This window comes from Devosia neptuniae (genome assembly GCF_025452235.1).
In the GTDB taxonomy this organism is placed as follows: domain Bacteria; phylum Pseudomonadota; class Alphaproteobacteria; order Rhizobiales; family Devosiaceae; genus Devosia.
In genome coordinates, this window is the sequence record NZ_CP104965.1 from 1,604,307 (window position 1) to 1,627,664 (window position 23,358).

The window sequence follows — 23,358 nt, forward strand, 5'->3', positions numbered from 1 at the left end:
GCAGGCCAGAATGGCTGGCTTATTGGGGGAACGTCTGCATGGATCACGGGGAAATATCCCTCAGCGAACGGGAGTTTTCGCGGATCAAAAGCCGCGTCTATGCGGTGGCCGGCATTTCCCTCAGCGATGCCAAGCGGACATTGGTCATCTCCCGCCTCTCCAAGATCGTGCGCGGCTTGGGGCTCACCAGTTTTGACGCCTATGTCGATCTGCTCGAGCGGGGCGGCACGGCGCAGGACAGCCAGAATTTCGTCAATGCGCTGACCACCAATCTCACTCGCTTCTATCGCGAGGACCATCATTTCGAGCATTTGCGCAGCCATGTCGGCGGGCTGATCGCCCACAAGCCGCGCGGCACCCGTCTGCGCATCTGGTCGGCGGGCTGCTCGACCGGGCAGGAGCCCTATACGATCGGCCTAGATCTTCTGGCGGCCTTTCCCGAGCTCAAGCGCTGGGATTTCAAGATCCTGGCCACCGATATTGATACGGCGGTGCTCGCCAAGGCGGCGCGCGGAATTTATCCCGATAGCGAATTGAGTGGGCTAACGCCAGAACGGCAGCGCCTGTTCGAACGCGCCGAGGATGGTGGCCTGCAGATTCCGGCGGCGGCGCGCGAACTGGTCTCGTTCAAGCCGCTGAACCTGATCGGTCCCTGGCCGATGAAGGGCCCGTTCGACGCGATCTTCTGCCGCAATGTGGCGATCTATTTCGACAAGCCGACCCAGGGCGAAATGTTCGGCCGGCTGGGCAAGATGCTGGCGCCCGAGGCATTCCTTTATATCGGGCATTCGGAAAATCTGGGCGCGGGCGGCGGCGATTTCCGGCTGGTCGGCAAGACGATTTATCAATCGCGGCTCGCATTGGGCAAAAGGGAGGCGGCATGAGCATCAAGGTTCTGGTCGTCGACGATTCCGCGCTGATCCGCGAAGTGTTGACGCGCATGCTGTCGCGCGATGGCGATATCGATGTGGTGGGCACCGCCACCGATCCGATCGACGCGCGCGAAAAGATCAAGGCGCTCAATCCCGATGTGGTGACGCTGGATATCGAAATGCCCAATATGAATGGGCTGGATTTTCTCGACCGGCTGATGCGGCTGCGGCCTACCCCGGTGGTGATGGTGTCGACGCTGACCAAGAAAGGCGCCAGCGAAACGCTGCTGGCACTCGAATTGGGCGCGGTGGATTTCGTCGCCAAGCCGAGCGCGGAATATGAGGGCGGTATCGAGGCCTTCGGCGCCGGGCTGCGCGACAAGATCCGCGCCGCAGCACGTTCGGATGTGCGCGGCCGGGCCAGCCGGATCGAAGCGCCCAAAGTGGCGATCAAGACGGCGGCAGCACCCGCGGGCGCGCTCATCGCCATTGGCGCCTCGACCGGCGGGGTCGAGGCAATCCGGGCCGTGCTGGTGGATATGCCGCTCGATTGTCCGCCCATCGTCATCGCCCAGCATATGCCGGCAGGGTTTACCGCCCGCTTTGCCGCGCGGCTCGACGAGCTTTGTGCCATCACGGTGGTGGAAGCGCAGGATCGTATGCCGCTATTGCCCGGCCATGCCTATGTGGCGCGGGGCGGGTTGCATTTGCGGGTCGAGCGCTCCTCGGGCCAGCTCAAATGCCGGCTCAGCGAGGATGGCCTGGAAAGCGGGCATCGGCCCAGCGTCGATGTGCTGTTCGAATCCGTGGCCAAGGTGGTCGGCCCGATGGCCGTCGGCGCGATCCTGACCGGGATGGGGCGCGACGGGGCGCGCGGGCTTAAGCTGATGCGCGATGCCGGCGCCTATACATTGGGGCAGAACCAGGCTTCGGCTTTGGTCTATGGCATGCCGCGGGTGGCGTTCGAGGAGGGTGCAGTAGTGGAACAGGCGCCGATCGAGGCCATAGCCGGGCGGCTGGCCCACGCCTTGGTTAAGCTCAAGACCGCCGCATAGGGACAAAGCGCAGGAAGCGATTGAGGGATTTGTAACGCTTCTTCTCTAAGTGTTTTCAGTCAGTTCGGGAGTGGCCCCGAAACCAGAAGGTGACCAAAACCATGCCGAAAGCCAGCGCTGTCAGCGTTCTCGTGGTCGATGACCAGCAGTCCATGCGCGGTATTGCCAAATATATTCTGACCCAATTGGGCTTCAAGGACATTATCGAGGCCAAGAGCGGCCGCGACGCCCTGGGTAAGCTCGAAAAAGGCAATGTCGATCTGATCATTTCGGATTGGAACATGGAAGATATTGACGGGCTGACCCTGCTCAAGGTGATCCGCAAGCATCCGCGCACCCAGGCCATGCCCTTCATCATGGCGACCGGCCGTTCCGACAAGGAACAGGTCAAGGAAGCCATTTCCTTTGGCGTCAACAATTACATCATCAAGCCGTTCGACGCGACGACGATGAAAAAGCGCATCGAGGCGGTTATCGGCGCGCTGAGCTGATACTTTTTGCAGCATTGTCAGGATGAATACCGGGCGCCCATTGGGCGCCCTTTGTTTTGGCCATCCGTAAACTACCATACCAGTGCAACCCAAATTTAAGGTCCCGGCCTTAGGATCGCGCCAACTTGGGAGGGGGGCGTCCAGAAGGGCGCTTTGGCGAGAAGTGAAATTTTTTGCGGGACTGAAGAATATTCGGCTGACGACGGCGATTGCCGCCCTGGCCCTGACCTCGATTGCGGTGACGGTGATTGCCTATACCGCCACGGTCTATGTCGACCTGCGCGGGCAGGCGACACGGGCCAGCATCGCCAAGCAGGCGTCCGACCTGCAGGTGGCGGCGACGGTCTATGAAAAGCGCCTGCCGGGCTCGGTGGTGACCTGGGCCGAGGCGGGCGGCATTGCTACCTTCCAGACCTATGCGATCCCGTTCTTTTACGACACCGCCGCCGTCGATGCGCTGACCCGGGTGACGGGCGACGCGTCGGCGATTTTCGGTTTCGATCCAGCCACCGGGATATTTACCGCCAAGACCACCAGCTTCGTGCTGCCCGATGGCACGCGGGCCAAGGATTTCTCGCTCGATGCGGCTTCGCCCGAAGCTGTGGCGCTGGCCGCCAACCAGCCCTATGCCGGCGAAGTCAGCATGCAGGATCAGCGCTTCAATGGCGCGTTCCAGCCCATCAGCAATCTGAGCGGGGAATTGCTTGGCGCCTTCTTTGTCGGCGGCGATGCCAATGCGGCCGAGGTGACGGCCCGCGCTTCGGCACTCAATATGGTGATTATCGGCGCGGTGCTGCTGGCGATGCTGGGCAGCGTGGCGCTGCTGGTGTCGCGTTGGCTCACCAGATCCATCCCGCGCCTCGCCGGGGCGATGGATGAGATTGCCGATGGCAAGTTCGATACCATCGTGCCGTTCACCGACCGGGGCAATGAAGTGGGTGCCATGGCGCGGGCCGTGGAAGTCTTCCGCGAGAGTGGCCTGCGGGTCAGCCAGATGACCGAGGCGGAAGCCGCTCGGATCATTGCCGATCAGGAAAACCGCCAGCAGATGATGGCGGAACTGCAATCGGCCTTTGGCGAAGTGGTCGATGCGGCCGTCGCCGGGGATTTCACTCGGCAGGTGACGACCGAATTCCCCGATCCCGAACTCAATAGCCTTGCCAGTGGAGTCAACAATCTGGTCTCCACCTTCAATCGCGGCGTGTCGGAATTGGGCGAAGTGCTCGGCGCCATGGCCGATACCGACCTGACCCAGCGGATGCAGGGCGATTACGAGGGCGCGTTCGCGACCATCAAGACCGACATCAATGCCGTAGCCGACAAGCTGACCGAAGTGGTCGGGCAATTGCGCCATACCTCGGGAGCGTTGAAGACCGCGACCGGGGAAATCCTCTCCGGCGCCAATGATCTCTCGGAACGCACCACCAAGCAGGCGGCGACCATCGAGGAAACCTCCGCTGCGATGGAGCAGCTAGCCTCCACCGTGCTGGCGAACGCGCAGCGCGCCAAGGATGCCAGCGCCAATGCGGCTGAAGTCACCCGTACTGCCGAAGAAGGCGGCAAGGTGATGGATGCGGCCAATGTGGCGATGGAGCGGATAACCGAATCCTCAGCCAAGATCTCCAACATTATCGGTCTGATCGACGATATCGCCTTCCAGACTAACCTTTTGGCGCTGAACGCCTCGGTGGAGGCAGCACGGGCCGGTGACGCCGGCAAGGGCTTTGCGGTGGTTGCAGTCGAAGTGCGGCGCTTGGCGCAGTCGGCCGCATCGGCCTCTTCGGATGTGAAAAAGCTGATCGAGCAGAGTGCCGGCGAAGTGCGCGGCGGCAGCAAGCTGGTGAGCGACGCCTCGAGCAAGCTCAAGGCCATGCTCGAAGGCGTGCGCGGCAACAACGTGCTGCTGGAATCCATCGCCCGGGACAGTCGCGAACAGGCGTCGGCGATCGAAGAGGTCAATACGGCCGTCCGCACCATGGACGAGATGACCCAGCACAATGCCGCCCTGGTGGAAGAGACCAATGCGGCGATTGAGCAGACCGAGGGGCAGGCGGTCGAGCTGGACCGCATCATCGATGTATTCCGCATCGGCGGCTCGGACGTGGCGGACTGGCAGCGGGACGAGGATGTGCGGGGGCTACAGCAGCGGGTCAAGACTGCCGCAAAGGGACTCGTCAGCCGCGGCAACACCGCCCTCGCTCGCGACTGGGAGGCGTTCTAGCCCCACCTTGCCCGAAGAGCCGACCTCTCCCCAAGGGAGAGGCGGCGCGGTAAGGGCTCGCTAATCGATCTCGCGTACATATACGCATCGGCGCGCCAGAAGACGCGTTGTTTGGGGGAGTTCGGTATGTTTCGTCGGGTTGGCCGGTTTTTCGGCAATGTGAAGATGACCACGGCCATTGCGGCATTGGTGCTGATTTCGATCATTGGTTCGGTTGGCGCGGTGACCGCTGCCATCTATTTCAACACCAATGCGTCCCTGGCGCGCCAGAGCGAAGAGAACCAGGCCACCCATATGGGGGCAGCGGCGACGATCCTTGAACGGCGGCTGGCCGGTTCGGTGCTGACCTGGGCCGAAGATGGCAGTATCGGCAATTTCCAGAGCTGGGCGGTGCCGCCCTTCTACGATACCGAAATCATCGATTCAGTGGTGCGCGTCATCAAGCAGGATGCCACCATCTATGTGCTCGACAGCGCCAGCCAGAATTTCCTCGGCAAGACGACCAGCCTGACCGCGCCCGATGGGACGCGCGCCGTTGATCTGGTGTTGGATCCCAATAGCCCAGCCTATGCCACGGTGATGGCCGGGGAGCGCTTCTTCGGCACGCTGCCGGTCAATGGCGTCGAGTATTACGCCACGATTTTGCCGATCAAGAAGATGAGCGCCGCCGACAAGCTCAACGGCCCGGTAATGGGCGCCATCTTCGTGGGGACGCCGCTGGCGCAGGTCGCGGCGCAGATGAATTCGGCGTTGCAGCTGATCGCCATGGTGGGTGGAGCCGCCATTGTCGGGTTTGGCCTCCTGGGCCTCTTGGCCTCGCGGCTGTTGACCAAGCCCCTGCCCATTCTGGTCGGCGCTGCCGCCCGGATCGCCGAGGGCGAATATGATACTGAAGTGCCCTTTACCGGGCGCGGCAACGAAATCGGCGCCATGGCCAAGGCGGTCGATGTGTTCCGTGAAAACGGCCTGCGCATCAGCCAGATGACCGAGGCGGAGGCCGCACGGATCATCGCCGATCAGGAAAACCGCCAGCAGATGATGGCGGAACTGCAATCGGCCTTCGGCGAAGTGGTCGATGCGGCCGTCGCCGGGGACTTCACGCGGCAGGTCACGACCGAATTCCCCGATCCCGAACTCAATAGCCTGGCCAGCGGGGTCAACAATCTGGTCTCGACCTTCAATCGCGGCGTGTCGGAATTGGGCGAGGTGCTTGGCGCCATGGCCGATACCGACCTGACCCAGCGCATGCAGGGCGACTATGAGGGCGCCTTCGCGACCATCAAGACCGACATCAATGCGGTGGCAGACAAGCTGACCGAAGTGGTCGGGCAATTGCGCCACACCTCCGGCGCGCTCAAGACCGCGACCGGCGAAATCCTCTCCGGCGCCAATGATCTCTCGGAACGCACCACCAAGCAGGCCGCGACGATCGAAGAGACGTCCGCTGCCATGGAGCAGCTGGCCTCGACCGTGCTGGCCAATGCGCAGCGGGCCAAGGATGCGAGCGCCAATGCGGCTGAAGTCACCCGTACTGCCGAAGAGGGCGGCAAGGTGATGGATGCGGCCAACGTGGCGATGGAGCGGATCACCGAATCCTCGGCCAAGATTTCCAACATTATCGGGCTGATCGACGACATCGCCTTCCAGACCAATCTTTTGGCCCTCAATGCTTCGGTGGAAGCGGCAAGGGCCGGCGACGCCGGCAAGGGCTTTGCGGTGGTGGCCGTCGAAGTGCGGCGCCTGGCGCAGTCGGCCGCATCGGCCTCTTCGGATGTGAAAAAGCTGATCGAGCAGAGTGCCGGCGAAGTGCGGGGCGGCAGCAAGCTCGTGAGCGACGCCTCGAGCAAGCTCAAAGCGATGCTCGAGGGCGTGCGCGGCAATAACGTGTTGCTCGAATCCATCGCCCGCGACAGTCGCGAACAGGCGTCGGCGATCGAGGAGGTCAATACGGCCGTGCGCACCATGGACGAGATGACCCAGCACAATGCCGCCCTGGTGGAAGAGACCAACGCGGCGATCGAGCAGACCGAGGGCCAGGCCATCGAGCTGGACCGGATCGTCGATGTGTTCCGCATCGAGGCCGCAGAACAGCAGCCGGTGCGGCGGGATGATGCCGGCGCGCGTGGCCTGCAGCAGCGGCTCAAAAGCGCCGCCAGCGGGCTGGTCCGCGGCAACACCGCCTTGGCGCGTGATTGGGAAGCCTTCTAGGGCGCTAATACGGCGCTAATCGATTTGCGATAAAACAGACTGGGTCTGGCTTGCGTCCGTGGGACGCGCCGCTTGGGGGAGTTCGGCATGTTCAAACGCTTGGGCCGGTTCTTCGGCAATATCAAGATGACCACGGCCATTGCGGCGCTGGTCATTTCGGCGGTGATTGTCTCGGTCGCGGCGGTGAGCCTGACCATGTTCATCTCGCTCAGCGCTTCGGTGCGGATGGAGGCGATGGAGGGCCAGGTCAAGGCGCTCAAGACCGCTGCGACCATCCTCAAGGGCGGCATGCCCGACACCAATGTGGCCTGGACCCCCGAAGGGGAACTCGAGGCGATCAGCACCTGGATGATGCCGGGTCAGTTCGGCAAGGACGAATTGGTCAATTCCATCGCTAGGGTCACCGACGAAGCCGCGACGATCTTCGTCTGGGACGAGGCGACCACCGATTTCGTGCGCAAATCGACCACCATTATGGGCGCCGATGGGGCGCCGATCGTGGGCACGCCGCTCGACAAGGCTGGCGCGGCCTATGCCGCCATGCTGGCGGGCACGCCCTATTTCGGCGAGGCCATTGTGGTCGACAAGCCCTATTACACCGCCTACCAGCCCATTCTCAACCGCGGCGGCAAGCCGATCGGCGTGCTGTTCGTGGGCACCGACAAGGCGCAGGTCGAGGCGGTCATCTATGACATGCTCAAGCTGCTGCTCGGGGTGGGCGCGGCGGTCCTGGTGGCTCTGGGGGCGCTGGGCTATTTGATGTCGCGGCTGATGATGGCGCCGGTACCCAAGCTGGCGCGCACCATGGAAGTCATCGCCTCCGGCGATTACGACGCCGCGGTGCCCTATACCGGGCGCGGCAATGAAATCGGCGCCATGGCCAAGGCCGTCGAAGTGTTCCGCGACAACGGGCTCAAGGTCAGCCAGATGAGCGAAGAAGAGCGCGCGGCTTCGGTGCGCCGCCGCGTCGAGCGCACGGATATGATGGTGGCGCTGCAGGCCGCGTTCGGGGAAGTGGTGGATGCCGCCATTGCCGGGGATTTCTCCAAGCGCGTGCACGCCCAATTCCCCGATGCCGAACTCAATGCCCTGGCCGGCAGCGTCAATGCCCTGGTCGAAACCGTCGATCGTGGCCTCAGCGAAACCGGCGAAGTGCTGGGCGCGCTGGCCGATACCGATCTGACCCGCCGCATGCATGGCGAATATCAGGGCGCCTTTGCCAAGCTCAAGGGCGATACCAATGCGGTGACCGACAAGCTCACCGAAATCGTTGGTGGCGCCAAGGCGATCTCGGGCGCGCTCAAGACGGCGACAGGGGAAATCCTTTCCGGCGCCAATGACCTGTCTGAACGCACTACCAAGCAGGCCGCGACCATTGAGGAAACCTCGGCCGCCATGGAGCAATTGGCGGCAACGGTGGCCGAGAATGCGCGGCTGGCCGAAGACGCCAATGGCAAGGCGCAATTGGTGTCCAAGAGCGCGGCCCAGAGCGGGGTCACCATGACCGAAGCCAATGCGGCTATGGAACGCATCACCACGTCCTCGGCCAAGATTTCCAATATTATCGGGCTGATCGACGACATCGCCTTCCAGACCAATCTTTTGGCCTTGAACGCCTCGGTGGAAGCGGCGCGGGCGGGCGACGCCGGCAAGGGTTTTGCCGTGGTAGCCGTCGAAGTGCGGCGGCTGGCGCAATCGGCCGCTTCGGCGTCCTCGGACGTCAAGGCACTGATCGAGCAATCGGCCACTGAAGTGCGCGGCGGCAGCAAGCTCGTCTCCAATGCGGCCGAGCAATTGGCCGGAATGTTGGCGGCGGTGGACCAGAACACGGCCATCATGCAGTCCATCGCCAAGGCCAGCCGCGAGCAGGCCATGGCCATTGGCGAAGTCAGCACGTCGGTACGGGTGCTGGATGAGATGACCCAGCACAATGCCGCTCTGGTGGAAGAAATGAACGCCGCTATCGAGCAGAGCGAAGCCCAGGCGGCCCAGCTCGACCAGGTGGTAGACGTGTTTACGCTCGAGCAAAGCCCGGTGCGCACCACGGCGCCGGCGCCCCGCGCTCCCGTGCCGGTGCGTGGTGGGGCACAGGCCGCGGCCCGCTCCTATCTCAGCCAGGGCAATGCCGCCATCGCGGCGGATTGGAACGAGTTCTAGGGCGGCCTGGCATTCGACTTTCCTCATCGGAGGAAAGGCCCGATCCAGTCCCCTCCCCCTTGAGGGGAGGGCTAGGGTGGGGGTGTCGGACCGTCAACGAACTCGGTGCCCGCTTGGGCTCCGACACCCCCACCCTCAATCCCTCCCCTCAAGGGGGAGGGAGGCGGATCGAGGCTTCCCCGATCCACTCAAAGCCCGAATGCTGCTTCGGCTTGGGCCCGCCAATATACGTTGCGCTGCCAAGCATTGCCGAAAGCGCCCGTTAACCTATTGGGCGCAACAATGACCAACCAAAGCTTTGGTTTTATTTAAGAAATTAGCCATTCTCAAGGGTGCGAGTGACGCAATGCGTCCTGCTGAGCCACGGCGAGATAGCCAGATCGGACAATTGCTGCCGGCCGCTGCCGTGGCGATGTTCACTATTGTTATGGCTGTTGCCGCGGTCCACGTGCCGCCCAAGCAGGGCGAGATGGGGGTGGTTTTTGCCCCCTGGACAAGCCAGGCCGAAATCTTGGGAGCGGTGATAGAGGCGGGCGGGCGCATCGTCGATACCAGCCGGCTGCCCAATGTCATCGTCGCCTATGGGCTGGATGAAGGTTTTGCCGCGCGGATACGTGACCGGGGCGCGTGGTTCACAATTGCAGCAATCGGTCTTTGCGCGGGCACGGGGAGCCTAAGCTGATGAATCACGGTATGAATCTGGAACAATTTCGCATGCAGGCGGCCATTGGGCTGTGCGCGATGAGCGCGGTGCTGGCGGCCGCCGCCTTGGGCATCGACATCGTGCGCTGGGGTGGGCCGGGCATGGCCAGCGTGCTGGCCTTTGCCACGCTGGGGGCGCTGGTCGCGGGGTTGGTATTGTTCCGCCACCAGCCGGCCTTCCGGTATCTGGCCGTTTCGGTGCTGATGGCGCAAGTGATGGCGACCTTGATCGCCATGCGTGGCCATCCCCAGCAGGTCGATATGCACATGGCCTTCTTTGCAGCTTTGGCCATGTGCGCGCTGCTCTATGACATCAAGGCCATCCTGGTCGGCGCGGCGCTGGTGGCGGTGCACCATCTGGGGCTGGGCCTGTTCTGGAGCGAGATGGTGTTTTATGGCGGCGCAGGGCTCGATCGGGTCGTGCTGCATGCCGTGATCCTGGTGGCCGAGGCGCTGGCGCTGGTCTGGATGACGCGCAATACGGAAGTGCTGCTGCAATTGGCGAACCTCAAATCCGACGAAGCCGAAAGCGAGGCGGCGACGGCGCGCCAGCATGCCCAGACGGTCAGGGAGAGCCTGGAAACCAGCCAAACCCGCGCCGCTTTGATGCAGACCTTGCAATCGGGTTTTGGCGACGTGGTCGATGCGGCCGTGGCCGGCGATTTCAGCCATCGGATCGTGGCCGATTTCCCCGACGAGGATCTCAACCGGCTGGCCAATGCGATCAATCTGCTGCTCGGCACGGTGGAGCGTGGCGTCGCCGAAACCGGCATGGTGCTGACGGCTTTGGCCGACACCGACCTGACGCGGCGCATGGATGGGGATTATCGCGGCGCCTTTGCCAAGCTCAAGACCGACACCAATAGCGTGGTCGATACGCTGTCCGAGCTGGTCAGCCGGCTCAAGGGCACATCGGGCTCGCTGCGCACCGCGACGGGGGAAATCCTGTCCGGGGCCAATGATCTGTCCGAACGCACCACCAAGCAGGCGGCGACTATCGAGGAAACCACCGCAGCGATCGAGCAATTGAGCAATGCGGTGCTCGAAAACGCCAAGCGAGCCGAAACCGCCAGCAGCAAGGCGCAGGCTGTGTCCCATACCGCCACCGAAGGCGGGCAGGTGATGGATAGGGCCAATGCGGCCATGGCCGGCATCGAAGCCAGTTCGGCCAAGATTTCCAACATTATCGGGCTGATCGACGACATCGCCTTCCAGACCAATCTTCTGGCGCTGAATGCTTCGGTGGAAGCGGCGCGAGCAGGCGATGCGGGCAAGGGCTTTGCCGTGGTCGCCATCGAAGTGCGGCGGCTGGCCCAGTCGGCGGCGGGAGCTTCGGCCGAGGTCAAGCAATTGATCGAAGCGAGTGCCGAGGAAGTGCGCGGCGGCAGCAAGCTTGTGGGGCAGGCGGCCGAAAAGCTGCTGGATATCCTGGCGGTGGCGCAGGAAAGCTCGAGCCTGATCGATTCCATCGCCCATGCCAATAAGCAGCAATCCTCAGCCCTGCAGGAGGTCACCGCCGCAGTGCGGCAGATGGACGAGATGACCCAGCACAATGCGGCTTTGGTGGAAGAGACCAATGCCGCCATCGAGCAGACCGAGGCGCAGGCGGCCGAACTCGATACCATTATCGAGGTGTTCCGCACCGAGGACAGGCCCCCGTTCGCTCCGGCAATCGGACGGGTGCGGCTGGCTTCCTGACACGGGCTGTCAGCAGCGGCACGCTAAGGCTTTGCGGCGCAGACCAGCGCCGGGAGCCCGATGATGAGTGCTGCACGCAAGTTTGAACAGGCCGAGCGCCTGCCGGCCGGTGCGCCATTGCAAAGCGAGCTGGATGCCTTGCTGGCGCCCTTGCCCGAGCCGGTGGCGGCTTTGGCGAGGCGGCTGGTCGCCCTGGTTGCGGCGCATCCGGGGCTATCGGGCGAGGTCAAGACGGGCTGGAAATCGATCAATTTCCGCCATGCCAGAGCCGGCCATGTCTGTGCAGTGTTTCCGCATCTCGATCGGGTATCGCTCTATTTCGAACAGGGGCGGCTGCTCGACAATGGCCATGGGCTGTTTCAGGGCGAAGGGCTCAAGAAAGGGCGCTTCATCCGCATGCTGCCGGGCGCGGAAATTCCCATCGACATAATCGGCATCCTGATTGCCGAGGCCATTGCCCTGCAGCAGTGAGCATGCTTGAAAGCTCCAATGCTTGTGGGAGTTTAGGCAATGGCGCGGATTGGGCTGGTGGCGCATGACGACAAGAAGGACGAATTGTGCGCCTGGGCCGTGCAGCATAAGCGCAAGCTGAGCGAGCATGATTTGTGGGCGACCGGCACCACCGGCGGGCGCGTCATGGCGGCCACCGGCTTGCCGGTGACCCTGCTCAAAAGCGGGCCATTGGGTGGCGACCAGCAGCTTGGCGCGATGATCTGCGAAGGCCGGCTGGATGTGCTGATCTTCTTCATCGATCCGCTCTCCGCCCAGCCCCATGATGTGGATGTCAAAGCGCTGACCCGGCTGGCGACGCTTTACGATGTCCTGCTCGCCAACAACAAACCCACAGCCGATGCGGTTCTGGCCGCGGTACAGTAAACCGGTTTCCACTTTAGGCGGGCTTGCTGCCGGTTGACCACCTGCCCCCGTTATGAACAGATGCCACAAAATAGCCCGGACAATGAACCGGGCATGGCAGTTCAGGAAAACGGAACGGGTTTGGGTGTCCTCTGATGTAGTTATTGACGTTCGCAACGTCAGCAAGCGCTTTGGCGGTTTGACCGCCGTCAACAATTGTTCGCTCTCGGTTCGGCGCGGCTCGGTCACAGGCTTGATCGGGCCCAATGGCGCGGGCAAATCGACGCTGTTCAATATCGTGGCCGGCAATATCGTGCCCGATAGCGGCCAGGTGATCTTTGACGGGCAAGATGTGACGGGCCTCAAGCCCCACCAATTGTTTCGTACCGGCATGTTGCGCACCTTCCAGATCGCGCATGAATTCTCCAATATGACGGCGCTGGAAAACCTGATGATGGTGCCGGGCGATCAGCCGGGCGAATATCTGGCCAATGCCTGGTTCCGGCCGGGCCTGGCCAAATCGCGCGAGACCGAAGTGCGCAAGAAGGCGCTCGATGTCATCGATTTCCTCAAGCTCGGCCATGTGCGCAACGAGCTGGCGGGCAATCTCTCGGGCGGGCAGAAAAAGCTGCTCGAGCTGGGCCGCACCATGATGGTGGATGCCAAGGTGGTGCTGCTCGACGAGGTGGCGGCCGGCGTCAACAAGACATTGCTCAATGACCTTGCCGCCAATATCGAGCGGATGAACAAGGAACTGGGCTACACCTTCTTTGTCATCGAGCACGATATGGACCTGATCGGGCGGCTCTGCGATCCGGTCATCGTGATGGCGGCCGGCGAAAAGATCGCCGAGGGCCCGATGGCCGAAATCCGCGCCAATCCGGCCATTGTCGAGGCCTATTTCGGCACCCCGGTGGAAGCAGCATAATGGCGTTGATCGAACTCAAACACGTCGTCGGCGGCTATGGCGGCGCGCCGATCCTCAATGGCGTCAATATCGCCATCGAGCCGCATGATATCGGGGTCATCGTCGGCCCCAATGGCGCGGGCAAATCCACCACGCTCAAGGCGATTTTCGGGCTGCTCAAGGTCACCGGCGGCACCATCGAATTCGGTGGCGAGAATGTCGCCAATTCGCTGCCCGACAAGCTGGTGCCCAAGGGGCTGAGCTTCGTGCCGCAGGAAAAGAACGTCTTCACCTCGATGAGCGTCGAGGAAAACCTCGAAATGGGTGCCTTCACCCGCAAGGACGATTTCCGCGCCACCATGCAATGGGTCTATGACATGTTCCCGGTGCTGGCGGAAAAGCGGCGGCAGCCGGCGGGCGAGCTATCGGGCGGGCAGCGCCAGATGGTGGCCATGGGCCGGGCGCTGATGAGCAAGCCCAAGCTGCTGATGCTGGACGAGCCCTCGGCGGGCCTCTCGCCGCGCTATGTCATCGAGATTTTCGAGACCATCGTGCGCGTGAATAAAGAAGGCGTGGGCATTTTGATGGTCGAGCAGAATGCCCGCCAGGCGCTGGCCTTCGCCTCCAAGGGCTTCGTGCTGGCCAGCGGGCAAAACCGCTTCACCGGCACTGGCCCCGAACTCATCGCCGACCCCGAAGTCGCCAAGAGCTTTTTGGGGGGCTAGGACTGACATGACCGAACTCATTTTCTTCATCAACCAGGTCGTCATTTCCGGCGCGGTGCTGGGTTGCATCTATGCGCTGGGCGCGGTCGGCATCACGCTGGTCTTCGGCATTCTGCGCTTTGCCCATTTTGCCCATTCCGAGCTGATGACCTCGGGCGCGTTCTTTGCCTTCCTGTTGGCCGGCGCCTTTGCTGCCTGGGGCATTACCGCCCCCATTCCCATGGGCTTCGTGGTTCTGCCCATCGCCATGGTGCTCTCGGCAATTTTCGCGCTGGGCATCGACAAGGGATTTTATGCGCCGCTGCGCAAGCGTGGGGCCAAGCCCGTGACGCTGCTGATTGCCTCGATCGGCGTAACGCTGATGGTGCAGGGCCTGATCCGCCTGTTTTTCGGCGCCGGTTCCTATTCCTTCTTCGAGCATGAAACCAAGGACGTGTTCCGCGTCGATCTGGCCTTTCTCGGCTCGACCCGGCCGTTGGTGATCACCGAGCCGCAATTGCTGATGATCGTGGTCACGGCATTGTCGGTGATTGCGCTACATCTCTTCCTCACCCGCTCGCGGCTGGGCAAGGCGATGCGGGCCATGGCTGATAATGCTGACCTGGCGCAAGTGTCGGGCATCAATACGGCGCTGGTGGTGCGGGTGACCTGGATCATTGCCGGGGCGCTGGGCTGCATGGCCGGCACCATGCTGGCGCTGGATGTGACGCTCAAGCCCGATCTGGCCTTCAACATCATCATCCCGATCTTTGCCGCCGCCATTGTAGGCGGGTTGGGCCAGGCCTATGGCGCCATTGCCGGGGGCCTGCTGATCGGCTTTGCCGAATCGCTGGCCGTGTTCAACTGGACCATGGTGCTGCGCCCGCTCAACGCGATCCTGCCCGAATGGCTGCAATTGCCGGCCACGCTGGCTTTGGTGCCCACCGAATACAAGCTCACCGTGGCCTTCGTCATCCTGGTGGTCACATTGTTGGTGCGGCCCACGGGTATCTTCAAGGGAGCCTCGTCATGATCCAGCGTTCCCTCACGCTCTTTGCTGGACTGTTCGGGCTGATCCTGGTGATCGGCTGGGTGATGGGTCTGCCCTTCACCTCCTCGCGCCTTGTGGAAGCTGCCGCCTACGCGCTGATCGCGCTGGGGCTCAACCTGCAATGGGGTTATGGCGGGCTGTTCAATTTCGGCATTATGGGTTTCCTGATGGTGGGCGGCTTTGCCGTCACCTTCATTTCCTATCCGGTCAATCCGCAATTCTGGGGCGCCGATGGCCCGTGGATGCTGGGCCGGGCATTGCTGGCCTTTTTCGCCGGGGCGCTGCTGGTGCTGGCGGCGCGGCAGAGCCATCGCGTGGGGATATCAGGCAAGTGGAAGACCGTGCTGACGGTCATCGCCTGGTTTGTGGCCTATTGCGTCTATCGCAGCCAGATTGATCCGGCCGCCGCCTATATCGAATCCGATGCCGGCGGCAAATGGGTCGGCGGGCTGGGCGGCCATCCCGTGCTGGGCTGGCTGTTCGGCGGCGTCTTGGCGGCGGCCATCGCCTATTTCGTCGGCAAGATCAGCCTGGGCCTGCGCACCGACTATCTGGCCATCGCCACGATCGGCATTTCCGAGATTATCCGGGCGCTGATCAAGAATATGGATTGGCTGACCCGCGGCACGCTGACCGTCTCGCCCATTCCCTGGCCGGTGCCATTGCCCGATGCTTATGCGGGCGGCGGGCAGCCGGCGCTGCTCCTGGCGCGCGGCGGTTTCCTGTTGCTGGCCATCGCCGTCTTGGCCATCGCGATCCTCTTGATCTCGCGCGCCTATGCCGGGCCCTGGGGCCGCATGATGCGGGCCATTCGCGACAATCACATCGCCTCGGCCTCGATGGGCAAGAATGTCACCGCGCGACAGCTGGAAATTTTCGTCTTCGGCTCGGTGCTGATGGGCATTGGCGGCGCCATGCTGGTCAGCTTCGTGCAGATTTTCGATCCCTCCAGCTATCAGCCGATCAACCACACCTTCCTGATCTGGGTCATGGTAATCGTGGGCGGCGCCGGCAATAATTGGGGCGCGGTGTTCGGGGCGGTATTGATCTGGCTGATCTGGGTCATCTCCGAGCCGCTGGCCAAGGCGGTGTTCGATTTCATCTCCTATTGGTCGAGCACGGCCGGCTGGGGCGCCATCCCCGATATCGAAGCCCGCTCCGCGCAGATGCGGGTCTTCGTGCTGGGCCTGGTGATCACCATTGCGCTACGGTTTGCGCCCAAGGGCCTGATCCCGGAAGTCGTGCGGCGGGAGGGCTGATTTCCCGCGCATTCCCAAGTTGTGTGATCCCCGCGAAAGCGGGGATTTCCGTTTTCGGGCGCAGCACGTCCACCTCCACAATGTCATCCCGGCGCAGGCCGGGATCCAGGCTGAAGGTCCTCCACACACGGCGATCTCACAGCATGGATTCCGGCCTGCGCCGGAATGACCCGGCAGGAGTACGTGGATTGCGCGCGTCCAATATTGCACTTTGTCTAAAACTGGACTATATCTTCCTCCAGCAGACTGGAGACGCACATGGCCCGCATCGCCCGTATCATATCGCAACAGCCGGTGGCGCCCGGCCCCGATCTGCTGGATGCAGCGCGCTTCCTGCCGCAAAATCGGCGTCGCCTGAGCGGGCCGGGACTGCGCAGTTTTCTCGCTATTGCCGATCTATGGCAGCTCAATGAAGAACAGCGCCGGCTGGTGCTCGGCTATCCGGCGCGCTCGACCTATTACCTCTGGATAAAGCAGGCGCGGGCGCAGGAAAGCCTGCTGCTCGATGCCGATGTGCTGACGCGGATTTCGGCTGTGCTGGGCATTCATCAGGCGCTGGGCGTGTTGTTTGCCAATCAGGCCGAGGCGCTGGCCTGGCTGCGCGGACCCCATGCCGCCCCGGTCTTTGGCGGCCAGCCGCCATTGGCGCTGATCACCAGCGGATCGCAGGATGGCCTGCTGCTGGTGCGGCGCTTTCTCGACGCAGCACGCGGCGGGCTCTATATGCCGCCCAACCGAGCCGATCAGGATTTTGCGCCGCTGGGCGACGAGGCCATTGTCTGGCAATGACCGAGCAGCGCATTGCGGCGCCGCGGCCGTGCTATCGCCTGATCCCCTCGCAATTTCCGCCTATCGGCCTGTTCGACACGGTGAGCACGCCGGCAGACCTCGAAGCGGTGATGGACCTCGCTGGCTGGACCAATGACCGGCTGGTGAGCGAACGGCTGCGTCGCCTGCCTGAGAGCGAATGGGCGTTCGGGCGAACCAATTCGAGCATCATCATGGCCGCGTTCCTGCACGCCCCGCCGGGCGGCACCCGCTTTGCCGGGCCTGACCTGGGCGCCTGGTACGCCGCCGCGGCCATCAACACTGCGGTGGCAGAAGTGGCCCATCATCTGCGCCGCGAATTGGTCGCCCGCGACGTCCCGGCGATGACGCGGACCTATCGGACCTATCATTGCCGGCTGCAAGGCGACTATCTCGACCTGCGCGGCCAACAGGCCGAACGGCCCGCGCTTTATGACGGCACGGATTATGCCGTGAGCCAAGCCTTCGGCGAGGCCGAGCGCGCCGGGGGCGGCGATGGCCTGGTCTATGACAGCCTGCGCCACAAGGACGGCGCCAATGTCGTGGCCTACCGCCCCTCCAAAGTGCTCGACGTGGTGCAGGGCGAGCATCTGGATGTCGGTGTTAGCGCGGAGGTTTCGACGGTTCAGGTGCGGCGGCTGAGCGAATAGCTCAGCGTCGCGCACTGACCCAGAGCCAGCGGGTGGGCAGGGCGTCGTAACCGGTGCCGTCTTCCTCGGTCAGCTCGAGCTCGGTCCATGCTGCGGCGGCGCGGTAATGGGCGAGCAGGGTTTCCGCGCTGGGATAATTGTAATAGCGGCCGAACTGGTCGCGGCCTTCGCCATGACCCGCCTTGAAGCTGGCCACGAAGAGCCCGCCCGGTTTCAGGGCGCGGTGGATTTGGGTGAGATTGCCAGTCAATTCGGTGGCCGGGGCATGCAGCAGTGAGGCGCTGGCCCACACGCCATCATAGAGCGCGGCCGCATCGAGTTCGTCAAACCGCATCACCTGTACCGGCCGGCCGATATGGCGGCTCGCCTCCGCCGCCAGTTCGCGCGAGGCATCGGTGGGGTGAATGTCGAAGCCATGCGCCAGCATATGGGCCGCGTCATCGCCGCCGCCGGCCCCCAATTCGAGAATTTTAGCACCCACTGGGAGCGCGGCGAGAAAGTCCGCTAGATGCCGGCCAATACGCCGCTGGTGCCGTACATAGGTCGCGGCGTTTTCAGCGTAGAACCGCAATGTGTTGTCATCGGCCATGATTGCCTCCGGCATAAAAAAGCCCGGGATCGCTCCCGGGCTTTCATTATTTCATTGCTGGCGAAATTACTGGATTTCGCCCTTTTCGACGAACTTGCCGCCTTCGACAGCCAGTTCGACGATAATGCCGTCAACGTCACCGGCTGCGTCGAAATCGAGCGGGCCGCCGGCGCCGTCATAGTCGATGTCAGTGCCGGCCTTGATCAATTCGACTGCCTTGGTCCATTCGCCGGGCAGGATCTTTTCGCCGGGAGCGGAAGCAACGTCACGCAGAGCGGCCGAGAGGCCTTCGCGGTCGGCCGAGCCATTCTTTTCGATGGCGAGAGCCAACAGGAATGCCGCGTCATAGGCCTGGGGGGCATAGGTCGCGTTGGCTTCGATGCCGGCAGCATTGGCCAGATCGACATAGGTGGTGGTGGCAGTGCCTGCCGGCGCGCCGGCGCGGGTGGCGATCAGGCCCTCGACGGCGGCAGCGTCGATACCGGTCAGCAGGTCATCGCCGACCATGCCGTCACCGCCGACATAGGTGGTGAAATTGCCGGACTCGACGGCCTGGCGCAGCACGGTGTTACCCGAAGCATTGGCATAGGCCAGGATGACCAGGTTCTGCGACGCGACCAGATTGCCCAGTTCGGCGCGGTAATCGGCCTTGCCTTCTTCATGGGCGAGATTGGCCGCCACGGTACCGCCGCCGGCGGTGTAGGCAGCCGAGAGCGCGTCGGCGAAGCCCTTGCCATAGTCATTGTTGACATAGGTAATGGCAATGTCCTTGACGCCCTTGGCGAGCAGCAGGTCAGCCAGCTTGACGCCCTGCAGCGCATCCGAGGGGGTGGTGCGATAGACGAGGTCATTGTCGTCCAGCGTGGTCAGGGCCGGGGCCGAAGAGGCCGGCGAGATGAAGACCACATTGCCCGACTTGCCCGAGCCATTGAAGGCGCCGATGGTTTCGCCGGTGCACAGTGCACCGACCACGGCCGTCACATTGTCGGAATTGATGACCTTGTCGGCAGCAGCGGCCGCAGCGGTCGCGTCGCAGGCGCCGTCGGCCGAGATCAGCTTGAGCTCGCCGCCCAGAATGCCGCCCTGCTCGTTGACCTGCTTCACCACCAGCTCGGCGCCGGCAAAGATCGGTGGGGTCAGCGATTCAATGGGGCCGGTAAAGCCGCCGATGAAGCCGATAGTGGCTCCGGTGTCCTGCGCGATGGCCGGTGCGGCGACCGCAAGGGTCGAGGCAGCAACTGCCAGGGTCAGGGTCTTGGTCAGAATGTTCATCTAGGTCCCTCTCAATGGTCGTCCCGCTGGTGCGGCCCTTGCACGGCGCCAGTCTTGCACGCGGAACGACACGTCTTCGGGGGCGCCACGTGCGCCCCGCCAAGCCAGGACTGTTGCATATTGGAAATTCGGAGTCACCTTGTATTGATTGGCAAAACCGGGCCTTGTGACTGTTGCTTAACGCGGATGGTTTTTGGATAGATTGAGGCCTTATGCGGTGAGGGCGGCATGATTTTTCGTCGGCTTGGAGGGGCGCTGCTGAGCCTGATGCTGCTTGCGGCGCCAGTCGCGGCACAGGTGAGCGTGCTCGATCAGGCGCAGGACAATGTCGGGGTCGCTCCCCCGCCACCGCCCCCGGTCTGTGGCACCCAGCCGTTGGCCATTGCGCGCATGAGCTGGCCCTCGGCGGCATTGCTGGCCGAAATTCATGCGCGGATCTTGGCCGCCCAGTTCGGCTGCGAGATCAAGGTCATCCCCGGCGATCTGGCGGCGACCGGCTCGTCCATGGGTTCGACCGGCCAGCCCGCCGTAGCGCCCGAAATGTGGATCAACCGGATCGCCGAATTGTGGAACCCGGCCATCGAGGCGCAGATGGTGCGGCCTGCCGCCCCCAGCTATGCCGAAGCCAATTTCGAGGGCTGGTTCATTCCCGATTATGTGGCGGGGGCGCACCCCGAATTGGCCAGTGCCGCCGCGCTGGCTGCGGCGCTACCCACGCTCAATGGCGGGACCAAAGTGCGCTTCGTCTCCTGCCCGCCCGATTGGGCCTGCGCATTGATCAATCGCAATCTGGTGCGGGCCTACGGGCTGGGCAATCTGGTCGAGATTGTCGAGCCGGCAAATCGGTTCGAAATGGACACGCTGATCGGGGAGGCCGTGAGCCGGCAGGAGGCTATCGTTTTCTACTACTGGCAGCCCAATGCGGTGCTGGCGCAATTTGGTTTCCGGCCGCTCGATATGGGTCCCTACAATGAGGCCAATGCCAAGTGCCTGGCGAGCCTGTCCTGCCCCAGTCCCGCGCCGTCGGCCTTTGCGCCGGAGACGGTGGTGACGGCGCTAGCCGAATGGGTGTTTACCGACATCCCCACCATTGCCGGCTATTTCCAGCGCAGTTCCCTGCCACTGGCTGAGATGAATGGCCTATTGGCCCAGCTCAACCTGCCGGGCGCGACCATCGAAGGGGTAGCCGATCGCTTCGTTTCCGAACGCGGCGATATCTGGCGTCAATGGGTGGGGAATGACGCGCCGTAACAGGGCATTTACCCTGCTCTGCAAAGGCCATGTCCGCGGCGGCGGTTCGTTGTCAGACTGTCACATCAGCTCGATAGTTTCCGCCATTTTGTTTCCGGTAAGTGGCTGGTAACAAACGAATTTTATCGAGTTCTTTAGAAGATATTCATGCCTTGTCGCCGATAAGATGGTGCAATGGGGCCGGCTGATGCGCCCATATCCCTCTGGTAGAGCATGCGCCGCGATCCCAATCTCAAAGCCATTATCGACAGCTATAGCAGCATGGCGCTGGGCGCGGCATTGGTGATTGCCGGGCTCGTGCTGGCAAGCCTGTGGGCCATGTGGGGCGGGCTGGGTTCGCTCACCCTGCCGCTGGCGGTGCTGGCGGGCGGCTCGGTGCTGATCGGACTGTTGTGGCTGGGCTATCGTCGCCTGCGCGGCGGGGTGGCGGCGGCGCTGCTGGCCAATCGCGAGGCGATGGATTCGGTGCAGCGCGATGCCCTGACCGGGGTGTTCACGCGCTCGCATTTCCTGCAGGTGCTGGGCGGCGAGGTCTATCACGGCTCCGAAAGCGCCGTGGGCTATATGCAGCTCGATATGGATAATCTCAAGCTGCTCAATGACAGCGCCGGGCATGGCGCCGGCGACGCGGCTTTGGTGCATCTGGCGCGTACGCTGGGCAAGCTGATGCCGGGCGCCATTATCGGGCGGCTGGGGGGCGATGAATTCGGCATTGCTATTATTGGCCATGACAATCGCGCCGCCTTGCGCCGGCTGGCCGAGGAATTGCTGCGCCAGCTCGACAAGCCCGTGACCATTGGCGGGCGCCCGGTGCGGCTATCGGCTTCGGTGGGCATCGCCCTGGCGCCGGCCGATGCGATTGACGTCGTCGATCTCATCTCCAAGGCCGATCTGGCGCTGTATAAGGGCAAGAAGGCGGGCCGCCGCACGGTGGTGGCCTTCGATGCCGACATGCTGGGCGACGAGCGGCATCGGCGCTTCATCGAGCGCGAATTGCGCGCGGCTTTGCTGATGGATGAGCTGGAGCTGCATTACCAGCCGGTGTTTTCGGCGGCGACGATGACCATCAAATCGCACGAAGCCCTGGTGCGCTGGCGGCACAAGGTGCGTGGCATGATCCCGCCCGGCCAGTTCGTGGGCATTGCCGAGGAGAGCGACCTGATCGACCGGCTGGGCGATTGGGTGCTGCGGCGCGCCTGTGCGGACCTGCCCGCCCTGGGCAGTGACTCGGTAGCGGTCAATGTGTCGCCGGCCCAATTGCGCCATGCCGATTATGCTGCCCGCTTTGCCGCCGTGCTGATGGAAACCGCAACCGATCCGCGGCGGATCATCGTCGAAATCACCGAGACCGTGCCGCTCAATGCCGGCGGGGTGGCCATGGCGAACCTCGAGGCCCTGCGCGCCATGGGCGTGCGCATCGCCATCGACGATTTCGGGGCCGGGCATGCAAGCCTGCAATATCTGCGCGGCTTTGCCTTCGACATCATCAAGATCGACCGCACCTATGTGGCCAATCTGGCCGATAGCCGGATCGATGCGATGATCGTCTCGGCGATCTGCGACATCGCCCGCTCGCTGCCGGTCGAAGTGATTGCCGAAGGCGTCGAGACCCAGGAGCAATTGGCCAAGCTCAAGCTGGCCGGCGTCACCGGCCTGCAAGGGTTCCTCTTGGGCCGACCCGCCGCCCTGGTGCGCGAACGGCGGGCCAGCGCGGCTTAATTGGCTGCTGGTTCAACACCATCGCGCGCCGCTTCGATCTTGCGGCGCTCTTCCTCGGTCAAATCCAGCCGCGTCAGTTCCGCATCGAGCAGGATCGGGTGCTTGCTGCCGGCGTGGAGCACCGCCAGGGCCTGGCCATCGCCGTTGAGCCAGAACAGGTCCTGCTTGCGCCCAATGCGCGAGGCGATATTGGGGCCGGGTTTCTTGCCGGGGCGGGGAATGATGTAGGCCACGGCCTTGGCGCCCACCACATTGGATATAGCCACCACATTGACCGGAATCGGGGTCAGCGGCAACGCCTTGCGGGCCATTGCCCGCACCCGGTCGGCCCGGGCGCCCTTGAAGAACAAAGCGGCGCCGAGCGCGCCCAGGCCCAGCACGAAGGCCGCGCCGACAATGATGCGGTTCCACAGCATGTCGAGCCCCAGGCTGAGGCCGACGATCTGCGGCTTGTCGGCGGAGCGGACGACTTCGACCTCATAATCCTTGGTGCCGAAATCGACGAACATCAATTCGATATCGCGCTCGAAGGTCTTGCCTTTGACACTATAGGTCACATGCGCCTCGCAATCGGTGAAGACGAAGCGGCGGGTGGTGCAATGGCCGTCCTCCACCGTGGAATCGTAGACCACCACCGGGTTCTGCGAGATGATGATGTCATTGTAGATGCCGGGCGCCTGCCAGACGGCGATGAAGCCGGCAATGCCCAGGAACATGAGCCCGCCTAGATAGGAGAAGATGCCGGGCACGATGCCGGTCTTGCGCAGCTTGAGCGGTCGGGTGGGGAAGGCGGAGGCGAGATCGGTCATGAGCGAAATCCGCTTTATCGGTTTGAACGCACCCGGCGCGTCAACTGCAAGGCAGCAGTGCGCATGACAGGCTGGCGACAG

At 63.2% G+C, this 23,358-nt stretch carries 21 protein-coding genes; 18 read left to right on the top strand and 3 right to left on the bottom strand.

Annotated features, from left to right (window positions below):
- Positions 1-38 precede the first annotated feature (38 nt).
- The 16 genes from N8A98_RS10690 to N8A98_RS10765 all read left to right on the top strand — a co-directional run bounded on the left by N8A98_RS10690 (position 39) and on the right by N8A98_RS10765 (position 17,637).
- Positions 39-884, top strand: coding sequence for a CheR family methyltransferase (locus tag N8A98_RS10690; protein ID WP_262171246.1), 846 nt, complete (start codon positions 39-41; stop codon positions 882-884).
- Positions 881-1,927, top strand: coding sequence for a protein-glutamate methylesterase/protein-glutamine glutaminase (locus N8A98_RS10695; protein ID WP_113119912.1), 1,047 nt, complete (start codon positions 881-883; stop codon positions 1,925-1,927). The genes N8A98_RS10690 and N8A98_RS10695 overlap by 4 nt, the downstream gene beginning before the upstream one ends.
- Before the next feature lie 101 nt (positions 1,928-2,028).
- On the top strand, positions 2,029-2,418 hold the full coding sequence (locus tag N8A98_RS10700; RefSeq protein ID WP_035097253.1) for a response regulator: 390 nt from the start codon (positions 2,029-2,031) through the stop codon (positions 2,416-2,418).
- Positions 2,419-2,581: 163 nt separating this feature from the next.
- Positions 2,582-4,639: a methyl-accepting chemotaxis protein gene (locus N8A98_RS10705; protein ID WP_262171250.1), complete on the top strand. Its 2,058-nt coding sequence runs from the start codon at positions 2,582-2,584 to the stop codon at positions 4,637-4,639.
- A 126-nt stretch (positions 4,640-4,765) separates the two neighbouring features.
- Positions 4,766-6,847 carry a methyl-accepting chemotaxis protein gene (locus N8A98_RS10710; RefSeq protein WP_262171251.1) on the top strand — a complete coding sequence of 694 codons (2,082 nt, stop codon included), beginning with the start codon at positions 4,766-4,768 and terminating at the stop codon, positions 6,845-6,847.
- Between the two features lie 87 nt (positions 6,848-6,934).
- The gene (locus N8A98_RS10715) at positions 6,935-9,004 is read left to right on the top strand and encodes a methyl-accepting chemotaxis protein (protein ID WP_262171253.1); all 2,070 of its coding nucleotides are present in this window, start codon (positions 6,935-6,937) and stop codon (positions 9,002-9,004) included.
- Between the two features lie 346 nt (positions 9,005-9,350).
- A complete protein-coding gene (locus N8A98_RS10720) occupies positions 9,351-9,686 on the top strand; it encodes a hypothetical protein (RefSeq protein WP_262171255.1) in 336 nt (111 codons plus the stop codon).
- Positions 9,686-11,404, top strand: coding sequence for a methyl-accepting chemotaxis protein (locus tag N8A98_RS10725; protein WP_262171256.1), 1,719 nt, complete (start codon positions 9,686-9,688; stop codon positions 11,402-11,404). Before N8A98_RS10720 ends, N8A98_RS10725 begins: the two co-directional genes overlap by 1 nt.
- A gap of 63 nt (positions 11,405-11,467) precedes the next feature.
- Positions 11,468-11,875, top strand: a complete 408-nt coding sequence (locus N8A98_RS10730) for a hypothetical protein (protein ID WP_262171258.1) — start codon at positions 11,468-11,470, stop codon at positions 11,873-11,875.
- Positions 11,876-11,914: 39 nt separating this feature from the next.
- Positions 11,915-12,280 carry a methylglyoxal synthase gene (locus N8A98_RS10735; protein ID WP_113119908.1) on the top strand — a complete coding sequence of 122 codons (366 nt, stop codon included), beginning with the start codon at positions 11,915-11,917 and terminating at the stop codon, positions 12,278-12,280.
- Between the two features lie 124 nt (positions 12,281-12,404).
- Positions 12,405-13,187: an ABC transporter ATP-binding protein gene (locus N8A98_RS10740; protein ID WP_262171260.1), complete on the top strand. Its 783-nt coding sequence runs from the start codon at positions 12,405-12,407 to the stop codon at positions 13,185-13,187.
- Positions 13,187-13,891 carry an ABC transporter ATP-binding protein gene (locus N8A98_RS10745; RefSeq protein WP_113119906.1) on the top strand — a complete coding sequence of 235 codons (705 nt, stop codon included), beginning with the start codon at positions 13,187-13,189 and terminating at the stop codon, positions 13,889-13,891. The genes N8A98_RS10740 and N8A98_RS10745 overlap by 1 nt, the downstream gene beginning before the upstream one ends.
- Before the next feature lie 7 nt (positions 13,892-13,898).
- Positions 13,899-14,903, top strand: a complete 1,005-nt coding sequence (locus N8A98_RS10750; protein WP_113119905.1) for a branched-chain amino acid ABC transporter permease — start codon at positions 13,899-13,901, stop codon at positions 14,901-14,903.
- Complete coding sequence (locus N8A98_RS10755; protein ID WP_262171263.1) at positions 14,900-16,180, top strand: branched-chain amino acid ABC transporter permease; 1,281 nt, start codon at positions 14,900-14,902, stop codon at positions 16,178-16,180. Before N8A98_RS10750 ends, N8A98_RS10755 begins: the two co-directional genes overlap by 4 nt.
- A 246-nt stretch (positions 16,181-16,426) precedes the next feature.
- Positions 16,427-16,969 (top strand): MbcA/ParS/Xre antitoxin family protein, encoded by a 543-nt coding sequence (locus tag N8A98_RS10760; protein WP_390888834.1) that lies wholly within the window; start codon positions 16,427-16,429, stop codon positions 16,967-16,969.
- Complete coding sequence (locus N8A98_RS10765) at positions 16,966-17,637, top strand: RES family NAD+ phosphorylase (RefSeq protein ID WP_262171266.1); 672 nt, start codon at positions 16,966-16,968, stop codon at positions 17,635-17,637. Before N8A98_RS10760 ends, N8A98_RS10765 begins: the two co-directional genes overlap by 4 nt.
- Position 17,638: 1 nt before the next feature.
- Here N8A98_RS10765 and N8A98_RS10770 read toward each other — a convergent pair whose 3' ends face one another.
- Together N8A98_RS10770 and N8A98_RS10775 are read right to left on the bottom strand one after the other, a co-directional pair.
- Positions 17,639-18,226 (bottom strand): class I SAM-dependent methyltransferase, encoded by a 588-nt coding sequence (locus tag N8A98_RS10770; protein WP_262171268.1) that lies wholly within the window; start codon positions 18,224-18,226, stop codon positions 17,639-17,641.
- Positions 18,227-18,292: 66 nt separating this feature from the next.
- Entirely contained in the window at positions 18,293-19,498 is a 1,206-nt protein-coding gene (locus N8A98_RS10775; RefSeq protein WP_262171269.1) for an ABC transporter substrate-binding protein, read from the bottom strand.
- A gap of 228 nt (positions 19,499-19,726) precedes the next feature.
- Here N8A98_RS10775 and N8A98_RS10780 point away from each other — a divergent pair, with 228 nt between their 5' ends.
- Positions 19,727-20,749 (top strand): glycine betaine ABC transporter substrate-binding protein, encoded by a 1,023-nt coding sequence (locus N8A98_RS10780; protein ID WP_262171271.1) that lies wholly within the window; start codon positions 19,727-19,729, stop codon positions 20,747-20,749.
- Positions 20,750-20,962: 213 nt separating this feature from the next.
- The gene (locus N8A98_RS10785; RefSeq protein WP_262171272.1) at positions 20,963-22,468 is read left to right on the top strand and encodes a putative bifunctional diguanylate cyclase/phosphodiesterase; all 1,506 of its coding nucleotides are present in this window, start codon (positions 20,963-20,965) and stop codon (positions 22,466-22,468) included.
- On the opposite strand, the gene N8A98_RS10790 is transcribed toward N8A98_RS10785, so the two are convergent.
- Complete coding sequence (locus N8A98_RS10790; protein WP_262171274.1) at positions 22,465-23,277, bottom strand: hypothetical protein; 813 nt, start codon at positions 23,275-23,277, stop codon at positions 22,465-22,467. The two genes, N8A98_RS10785 and N8A98_RS10790, sit on opposite strands and share 4 nt — an antisense overlap.
- Positions 23,278-23,358: the final 81 nt, after the last annotated feature.

Bases quoted from the DNA above. Each gene is read 5' to 3' on its own strand.
- N8A98_RS10690 (WP_262171246.1), top strand. From the start codon at position 39: ATGGATCACGGGGAAATATCCCTCAGCGAACGGGAGTTTTCGCGGATC.
- N8A98_RS10695 (WP_113119912.1), top strand. From the start codon at position 881: ATGAGCATCAAGGTTCTGGTCGTCGACGATTCCGCGCTGATCCGCGAA.
- N8A98_RS10700 (WP_035097253.1), top strand. From the start codon at position 2,029: ATGCCGAAAGCCAGCGCTGTCAGCGTTCTCGTGGTCGATGACCAGCAG.
- N8A98_RS10710 (WP_262171251.1), top strand. From the start codon at position 4,766: ATGTTTCGTCGGGTTGGCCGGTTTTTCGGCAATGTGAAGATGACCACG.
- N8A98_RS10715 (WP_262171253.1), top strand. From the start codon at position 6,935: ATGTTCAAACGCTTGGGCCGGTTCTTCGGCAATATCAAGATGACCACG.
- N8A98_RS10720 (WP_262171255.1), top strand. From the start codon at position 9,351: ATGCGTCCTGCTGAGCCACGGCGAGATAGCCAGATCGGACAATTGCTG.
- N8A98_RS10725 (WP_262171256.1), top strand. From the start codon at position 9,686: ATGAATCACGGTATGAATCTGGAACAATTTCGCATGCAGGCGGCCATT.
- N8A98_RS10730 (WP_262171258.1), top strand. From the start codon at position 11,468: ATGAGTGCTGCACGCAAGTTTGAACAGGCCGAGCGCCTGCCGGCCGGT.
- N8A98_RS10735 (WP_113119908.1), top strand. From the start codon at position 11,915: ATGGCGCGGATTGGGCTGGTGGCGCATGACGACAAGAAGGACGAATTG.
- N8A98_RS10745 (WP_113119906.1), top strand. From the start codon at position 13,187: ATGGCGTTGATCGAACTCAAACACGTCGTCGGCGGCTATGGCGGCGCG.
- N8A98_RS10750 (WP_113119905.1), top strand. From the start codon at position 13,899: ATGACCGAACTCATTTTCTTCATCAACCAGGTCGTCATTTCCGGCGCG.
- N8A98_RS10755 (WP_262171263.1), top strand. From the start codon at position 14,900: ATGATCCAGCGTTCCCTCACGCTCTTTGCTGGACTGTTCGGGCTGATC.
- N8A98_RS10765 (WP_262171266.1), top strand. From the start codon at position 16,966: ATGACCGAGCAGCGCATTGCGGCGCCGCGGCCGTGCTATCGCCTGATC.
- N8A98_RS10770 (WP_262171268.1), bottom strand. From the start codon at position 18,226: ATGGCCGATGACAACACATTGCGGTTCTACGCTGAAAACGCCGCGACC.
- N8A98_RS10775 (WP_262171269.1), bottom strand. From the start codon at position 19,498: ATGAACATTCTGACCAAGACCCTGACCCTGGCAGTTGCTGCCTCGACC.
- N8A98_RS10780 (WP_262171271.1), top strand. From the start codon at position 19,727: ATGATTTTTCGTCGGCTTGGAGGGGCGCTGCTGAGCCTGATGCTGCTT.
- N8A98_RS10785 (WP_262171272.1), top strand. From the start codon at position 20,963: ATGCGCCGCGATCCCAATCTCAAAGCCATTATCGACAGCTATAGCAGC.
- N8A98_RS10790 (WP_262171274.1), bottom strand. From the start codon at position 23,277: ATGACCGATCTCGCCTCCGCCTTCCCCACCCGACCGCTCAAGCTGCGC.